Origin of the sequence: Chlorobium sp. KB01, assembly GCF_001975465.1 — a bacterium.
Classification (GTDB): Bacteria; Bacteroidota; Chlorobiia; order Chlorobiales; family Chlorobiaceae; genus Chlorobium.
Genome location: NZ_MPJE01000089.1, coordinates 1 through 8,132, shown reverse-complemented (window position 1 = coordinate 8,132; position 8,132 = coordinate 1). Strand labels below are relative to the sequence as shown.

The following is an 8,132-nucleotide window of genomic DNA, read 5'->3' as shown; positions in this document are numbered from 1 at the left end:
CAGAGGCGGAGAGGATGAAGCTGTTGTCGTGGCTGAAGGCGCATGAAGTGACCAAATTCGAATGGCCGGTAAATGAATCAATAGCAAAGGTCTCCGGCAAGGGTGTGTTTTCTGTTCCTATGCAGTGGGCTATGGCGGTTTCAGGTGCTATGGTGAAGTTTTTCTTGCCGGTAAGGTTGCTGGCTACAAAAGAGGCAAGCCTGAGATTGGCTCCCTGCCATTTGGTGTCCTGCAAGGTGGAGCTGCGCCAGATTGATCCGGCTGCTTCCGCATCGGAAAAATCAGCTTGGCTTGCATTGCAGGAAAGAAATTCCGCATTGATGAGGCAGGTGTTTCCGAGGGATGATGCCGTGAGTACCGTCCGCTCAAACTGTGTACCCTGAAGCATTGCTCCGTCAAAGTTTGCGTTGCCGAGATTAAGATTGCCAATTTTCCACCCTGAAAGTTGCGCATGTTCAAGGTGAGCAGTGCCGGGGTTTGGCTGCTTTATGCCCCTTTCATGCAGCTTTATCCAGAGGGCAAGCGAGAGTTCCGACAGATCCTTTTGGTAATTGTTTTCAAGGATTTTTTCGATGGCTTTGACGGCGGTGGCGAGCAGCCGTTCATCAAGGGCAAGCATTTCGGCTACGAAGTTCATCGTCTCGTTTGAGGGCAGAGGGATTGCAAGCGTTTCATCCTGCCTCTCCGGTGACGAGAGGGTATCAATAAGGTATCCTGCAAGGAAATACTCCTGAAGAGAGGTGTGGGCAAAAGAGAACTCCTGATCCTCTTCACGAATAATAAAGGTTGCTGTGCGGAGATCCTTTTTCAGGGTCTCTCGGTTCATATTGCTGTATGCATCCTTGATGACCGGGTGGTGATAGAGCCAGGTGTCGAGCCACTCTTCAAGCTCTTCCGCACGTAGTCCCTCTCCGTTTCTTTTTTGCAGTTCAAAAGCCAGCGCCTTCATCAGCCTTTTTTTATGTGACACACTGAACTCATGTTTGCCTTCGTCTCTACGGAGCCAGTTTTCAATGGTCAGTTCGTAGAGTTTTGCGGTGTTTATGGCTTTCCCCTCTTTTTGCAGCCGTTCAAGGTCGGGGATGAATTCGGTAATCAGGGTGAGTGCATAGGGTCTTCCGGCAAGCTCCTTGAGATTGTGCACCTCTTCAAGCAGCCCGATGATTCTTTCAATCTCCTCTTCATCACTGCCAGCAATCTTTTTGAGGTACTCCCTGATCTGGTTGTCGTCAAACGGAAGCAGGGTGCATGAGCGATACTCGGAGGAGGAGCGCCCCTCCCGATCCCTGCCGAGAAAAAGAGCGTTCTGTTCGAAGATATCCCTGAAGTAATGGGTACGGCAGCTTATCAGTACTTTGCCCTGAATATTTTCATCCTTTTTATCCCTGATTTCCCTGATACTCCAGAGTTCGGCGACAAACCGGCTTGTCTCTTCAGGGGTAAAGTGCACGGTTTTTTCATCGAGGCCATCAAAGATGATCATGGCCCTGTTTTGACGCACCAACGAAATGATGTCCTGGGGAGTTACAATGGAGCGGTCAAGCGGGTCTTTGGTGTTTTCAATTGCATCCTGCAGAATATCAGTCAGTTTCGGGCTCTTCTTTTCCGGTCCAACACGGGTTGCTACCATCCGTAAATCGATGTAGATACAGAGCGGGCAGGTATCGGGCTGTTTCTCATGCAGGGCGATAAGCTCTCTGGTGAGCATTCTGCAGGTAAAGGTTTTTCCGGTGCCGAAGTCACCAAGCAGGGCAAAGTATGGCACATCCGATTCAAGTGCCCAGCTTTTAATGTAGTCAAGGGCAATAACGGTATCGCCTCTTCTGTTGTCATCCGGATTATGTGAGATTTGCGAGAGAACACTGTCTCCAGGGACAAATGTTTCGTGCCTGTAGATTGGTGCCTTGTATTTCAGGAGTCTCTCGGGGAAGTTTTTAAGTGGGTCGCAATTGATCGGTTCACTCTCTTCTGCCGTTTTCGCTGTGCTGTGCTGTTTTCTTACCCGGTTTTCAATGTTCGTCGCAAGTTCGTTAATAAAGCGGGTACGATTGTTCTCTTTTACCTCATTGAATGAACGGTTGCCGTTAAAAAAGAATATCTGTGTTTCGCCCAGTCCTTTCAGGTTCTGATTTTTCAGGTCAAGGATATCAAGTGCTACAGGTAGACACTTGCCAAGCAGGTTTGGCAGTTCATGTTCATCGATATAGTCACTGCCCAAAAAGTTTGTTGAAAGCAGGAGCAGACCAAAATCACAACGGTTGATCATCTCCTGAATTTTATCGTGCCATCTCTCGCCAGTAAGGATATCCCTGTCTGAAGAGAAGGAGAAACGGAACTCTTTTGATGTTTTCAGCCGGGCTCGGATTTTATCAAAAAAAGTCTCCTTGACTGCGCCGTCGTCATGCGCATAGGAGAAGAAAAGATGTACTTCAGGCTTGGTAGGGTCAACGTCTCCCGGTTCTGGCAGTTCGGCTTTGATCTCCACCGCCTCTTCCGAGTGGTAACCGGTCATCTCCGAGTACCCTCTTTTCAAGGCGTTCTCCACATTCTCCTCTTTCCGGGTTTGTCCGATCGACCTGCCCTTGTCCTCCTGGAGGGTGATCGTACCTGAAGCGAGCGTGTCGCTGTTTTTACTGTTGACCCAGAGGGCAAAAATCGGATCGGTAAGTCGGTAAACGCCTTCGAAATCCTTTTCGATGTAGTCAAGTGATTCAAGCTTTTTCAGGGCATTCTGGATACTGCCCAGAGTACGCAAGCGGTGTTTCTGCTGATAGTCAGAAGAAAACAGGCTTTCGGTTGGTTCTGCTGCAAGAGCTTTGAGCAGGGGCTTTTGTCCCGGTGCCAGAGCCTTTTCCATTCCGGTAAAGTTGGTATCCTCTTCAGCAAGCATTTTCCTCATGGCGGCCTGAAGGTTGTCGGGCAGGATCTCCTCATTTTGGCTTACCTGAAAGAGGGCATAGGAGAGCCTCTGGATATAGTATGGATAGCCCTCGGTGACTCTGGCTATCTCATTGGCGATTTCAACAGGGCACTCTTTGCCGCTATCCTTGAATTGCAGCATGATAAAATCTGTTGCGTCATCTTCATCAAGCGCGGGCAGTTCAAGATTGATGCTGCTCTTGTAGAACGGACGATCTTTCTGGTTAAACATATCAAGAAGCATTCTTCTTCTGCTGCCAAGAAAAAACCAGGAGCAGTTCGATTGTTGCTGGATGTGTTTGCGAAGGAGTGACTCGATCTTGTTGCCATCTCGAAAAGAGGTGATCTCCTGAAACTCATCGATAACAATATTGAATTGATCATGCTTGTCCTGAAGGAGCTTGCCGAAAGATTCCATGGTCTCCTCAAGCAGTGAAATTCCGGTTTTTCGGGAGACAGGCTGAACCGTCATTGAAACACCGCCTGTAGCTGAGGGGTCAGGTGAAAATACCGGACGCCAGTTTTTAATGATACCGGTGACTTTTCTGAGCACAGACTCTTCTTTTGCAAGTGAGGTGTAAATGCCCCGTGCAATCATGGAGGCAACATCTTCGCTGCTTGATGCATCGGATATGTCGATATAGATTGTTATGAACCCCTGCTCTTCCAGCCTGTTCTGAACCCTTTTTACAAGCGAGGTTTTGCCATAACGCCTTGGCGAATAGAGGACAACGTTACTGTTTGCCTTTGCGTGAGAGATCAATTCAGGAAGCTCGTGCTCCCTGCCGCAAAATGGTGCATCAATTGGCAAAACCCTGAGGTAGAAGGGATTATTAGTCATTCGAATCTATCGTGTGATTATTATCGCATAATTATTATGACATAATAATAATGAAATGATGTAAAAACAGCAAATTATTTGTTGGCATTAAACGGATCATGAGCACGTCATAACCAATAGAAGATTCGCTTAAAGAGTTTAGAGGGAGAGTTGGGGTGTTGTTTTGCAGGAGAAGTAAATTCGGGGTATACACATCCCCCCGACTTCGGGATGTTTGTCATTTGTGTTGAGTATATCATGTTCCGGCGTTACTGGTACTCTATGCTCCTTTGTGTACGTTCGTGCGTGGGTGTATGCAGAATGTGGGGATAGGCACTATTACGTTTGCATAACGGTTTAAGCGGTCTGAGTATTTGGTATATTGCGTGAGATTTGGTATTTATTACGTCGTAATTGTTCTTTCGGGAGCCGATGTTTATCTGTTCAGCGATAATCCGACACGTGTCGGGAGTCAGGATAAACGGAGGTCAACCTTTGTTTTTTTATCTCAATCTTGAATAATGTAATGCTCTTCTTCAGTCTTTACACCCCAGACACGCTGGGACGCATCAATCTTCATTCCAGTAAATTACTGGGTAAGAACGCGATACAGGTGTATTTGTAATTGTCGGAGGATAGATGGTTCGGTGCGTTCTGTTCTGTAGTGATAGATGAGTTCCTTCGGACATGCCCCCGTTTATAAGATTACTTCTTCTTGGCAAAAATCCTTTTGCTATAGATCGTTAATGGTCGTAATCAGTAATCAAATAAATGCCAGTAATCTTGGTTTACTGTCTAATATTTGCTATCTATTACGGATAGTTAATAACTCCATTATGTAACAAGACAGCCGCCGTGCCTACAGATATCAGCATAGAACAGCTCAAAAAGCGGTTTGCTCATCATCCTCACTTTACCCGTGAAGAGCTGCTTGGCTTTTACAGGTCAGTTGAGCCTGATTTAGGCGAGTCAACCTTTGCCGGGCGAATCCATTCCCTTAAAGAAAAAAGCCAGCTTAAGCCTATAAGGAGAGGTGTGTACACCTTCTCAACAAAACCTCAGTTTTACCCACAGGTAGAGCCCAAGCTAAGAGAGATAGCCCTAAAGCTCAACAAGGCGTTTCCCGTCGCTCGAAAGTGTGTGTGGAGCACCCAATGGCTGAACGAGTGGATGATTCACCAACCTGGTCGATTTCTGCTGTTGGTTGAGGTTGAAGCGGTGGCCACGGAATCCGTTTTTTATTATTTGAAGGATGAGAAATACAAAAACGTCTATTTAAACCCTGATGAAAACCTCCTTGACCGTTACATCCATGAAGAGAGCGAGTCCATCATTGTTAAACTGTTGGTAACCAAAGCTCCTCTTGAAAAAGAACAGAAAATATACACGCCTTCACTTGAAAAAATATTGGTAGATATTTTTGTTGACCGTAAACTGTTCAGCGCTTTTCAGGGCAGTGAACTTGTGCATATTTTCAACACGCTCTACAGTACGTATGCTCTCAACATCACCAAAATGACGGCTTATGCCAGACGGAGATCCAAAGATCAGGAACTGATTGATTTCATGGCAAAAAACACCCTTCTCTCGGAGTTACTCAGCAAATGATCTTGTCAGAGTCATATACACAAGACTGGATCAGGGGAAAAAGGAAAAAATACCGTGAAAGCGCTCCTAACCCTGCTATTATGGAAAAGGTTATTTATGCCCTTTCCTTGGTCGAGCAGTTGGCTCAAACCGACCTTTCTTTTACCTTCAAAGGCGGAACAAGTCTCCTTCTGATTTTACCAGAACCCAAACGGTTCTCCATTGATGTAGATATTGTCACCACCGAAAGCAGAGAAAAAATTGAAGCCGTTTTAACCGGCATTTGTTCGGGAGGTATCTTCAGTAAATTTGAATTGGACGAACGGAGAAGCTATAACCCTGGCATACCCAAAGCTCATTACAAACTCACTTTCTTTTCGCAGTCTGACAATAAAGAGCTATGGATCTTGTTGGATATTCTGTTTGAAGAGCATGGCTACACGGCCTTGGTGCAAGCGCCGATTATAAACGAATGGATTCAAACAGACGATAAACTGGTTACCGTTCAAATACCTTCCGCTGATTCAATCACAGGTGATAAACTCACGGCTTTTGCTCCCAATACCGTTGGCATTCGATTCAGAGTTGAGGATGCCGATGGAGGCATTACCGAAAAACAGATGGAGGTAATGAAACAACTGTTCGACATTGGCATTTTGTTCGACAGGATATCCAATCTCGATCATCTCAAGCAATCTTTTACAACCACAGCACAAAAAGAGATTTCCTACAGGGGGGAGGCAAACATTACAACTGAGTCGGTGTTGAACGATATTATCACCACCTCATTGATGATTGGCTCGCAGGGCAAGTTCTTTGATCCGAATCAAGAGTTTCAGCACATCGCAAAAGGCCTGACACAATTGAAGTCCTACATCTACAACGGGTCATTCCGTATTGATGATGCGGTATTGGCATCTGCCAAAGCAGCTTATCTGGCCGCTATGATCCTGACAGGTTATGAGGGAGAAATAATACGATGGGCGGAGGGCAATGACATTATGAATTACAGCATAACTCCCATAGAGTACCAGTTTCTCAACAAACGAAGAAACATCCCTGGAGCACCTTTGTTTTATTGGTATCAAACGTTGAGCTTGTTAGGGAAGTTATAGCCTATCCAAGCTTACACCTCCGCCATAGCATAAGCTCCCAGTCGGGAGTGCCGCTTTTGAAGCTCAAAAGAAACCTTTTGTCGGTATCACTTAACTGACTTTGAATCTCCTTGATCAGGTGAGTTTGCGTTGATTCATAGTTTTACCAGCTCCTCGGGCAGAGTGGGGGAAGGAGTTGGGTGAGTTGTTTTGCAGGAGAAGTAAATTCGGGGTATACACATCCCCCCGAATTCGAGATGTATGTCCTTTGTGTTGAGTATATCATGTTCCGGAGATACTGGCACTATACACTCCGGTGTGCACGCTTGTGCGAGTGATAATGCGTAAAGTCCCTGCTCAGACCGGGAAAATGGTTGCTGTGGCGTTATTTTGTAATAGTGTAACGTCGGAGTATATTTATTCAGGAAGCGGGATCAAGTTTGCCAAAGGAGTAGCGATTATATGACAACAGCAGAAAAGAAACGCCGAAGCTCACGCGCCTGAAAATCTTGCCCGACCCATTCAATAGCGCTTTAACGATGTAGATGCGGAAAATCTTCCAATTCCACCACGCCAGTTATCAAGGACGCCACCATTACTTGGGGCTTGCTGAATAATTCATAAGTCATTTTAAGGTAATGAAATAAGGGTATATTTTCGTATATTTCGTGTAAGGAAAACCATGAAAAGTCATCAAAAACCTTGCACCTCGAAATCATCGTTTTATGTATCAGCCCAAGTTTCATCAGCTCACGTTCGAAACCTTTTACCTGCCGTTCGGAGGCAAACTCGACCGGAATAACCGATGGATCAAACTGGCAGATTCCATACCATGGCATTTGGCTGAAGAACGGTACTCCAGGAAATTCCCCTCAAAACGAGGGGCGCCAGCACTAACCGTTCGTATGGCATTGGGAGCCCTCATCATCAAAGAAAAACTCGGCCTGACCGATGTTGAAACCGTTGAGCAGATCAAGGAAAACCCTTATCTCCAGTACGTCATTGGGCTGGAAGGCTATCAATATGAAGCTCCCTTCGACGCATCGAGCATGACTCATTTTCGCAAGCGTCTCAAACATGCCGATCTGGCAGCTTTGCAGGATGAACTCCTGCAAATGCAGCAGGCGAAAAAGCAGACAATGAGTAGGAAAAATGACGATGATAATGGATCCGGAACCGGCTCCGCCAACCAGGGCAGACTCATTGTTGATGCCACCTGCGCACCGGCAGATATAGCGTATCCGACCGATCTTGGGCTGCTCAATGATGCCCGTGAAAAGAGTGAAATACTCATCGACAAGCTCTACGCTCATGCCCCGGCGGAAATAACGAAACCCCGGACCTACCGGCAGAAAGCGAGAAGAGATTTCCTTGGTCTGAGCATGAAACGGAACCTGTCAAAACGCTCGCTGCAGCAAGGTCTGCGCAAACAGTTGCAGTACCTCGGACGGAACCTGAAGAGTATCGCTGCATTGTCGGAATCCGTATCCCTTACCCTCCTTGAGCCACGCTGGTATCGAACTTTTCTTGTGATCAGTGAACTCTACCGCCAGCAGCATGAGATGTACCAGAGCGGCAGAAAAAGCATAAGCGACCGACTTGTGAGCATCAGTCAGCCGCATGTCCGTCCATTGGTACGAGGCAAGGCGGCAGCAAGGACAGAGTTCGGGATGAAACTCTCGATCAGTGTGGTTGCAGGCTGGAGCACGATA

At 46.5% G+C, this 8,132-nt stretch carries 4 protein-coding genes; 3 read left to right on the top strand and 1 reads right to left on the bottom strand.

What is annotated here, in order from left to right:
• The coding region (locus tag BOO20_RS09780; RefSeq protein WP_144277152.1) for an ATP-binding protein at nt 1-3,760 on the bottom strand (3,760 nt) is incomplete at its 3' end.
• A gap of 834 nt (nt 3,761-4,594) precedes the next feature.
• Between BOO20_RS09780 and BOO20_RS09775 the strand changes: the two genes are divergently transcribed.
• The 3 genes from BOO20_RS09775 to BOO20_RS09765 form a co-directional block, all read left to right on the top strand.
• A complete protein-coding gene (locus BOO20_RS09775; protein WP_233120947.1) occupies nt 4,595-5,347 on the top strand; it encodes a DUF6577 family protein in 753 nt (250 codons plus the stop codon).
• An 80-nt stretch (nt 5,348-5,427) separates the two neighbouring features.
• Complete coding sequence (locus tag BOO20_RS09770) at nt 5,428-6,441, top strand: nucleotidyl transferase AbiEii/AbiGii toxin family protein (protein ID WP_233120946.1); 1,014 nt, start codon at nt 5,428-5,430, stop codon at nt 6,439-6,441.
• 704 nt (nt 6,442-7,145) lie between these two features.
• Nucleotides 7,146-8,132: IS5 family transposase (locus BOO20_RS09765; protein WP_076792388.1), on the top strand; the 987-nt coding region annotated here is incomplete at its 3' end.

Bases quoted from the DNA above. Each gene is read 5' to 3' on its own strand.
- BOO20_RS09770 (WP_233120946.1), top strand. From the start codon at position 5,428: ATGGAAAAGGTTATTTATGCCCTTTCCTTGGTCGAGCAGTTGGCTCAA.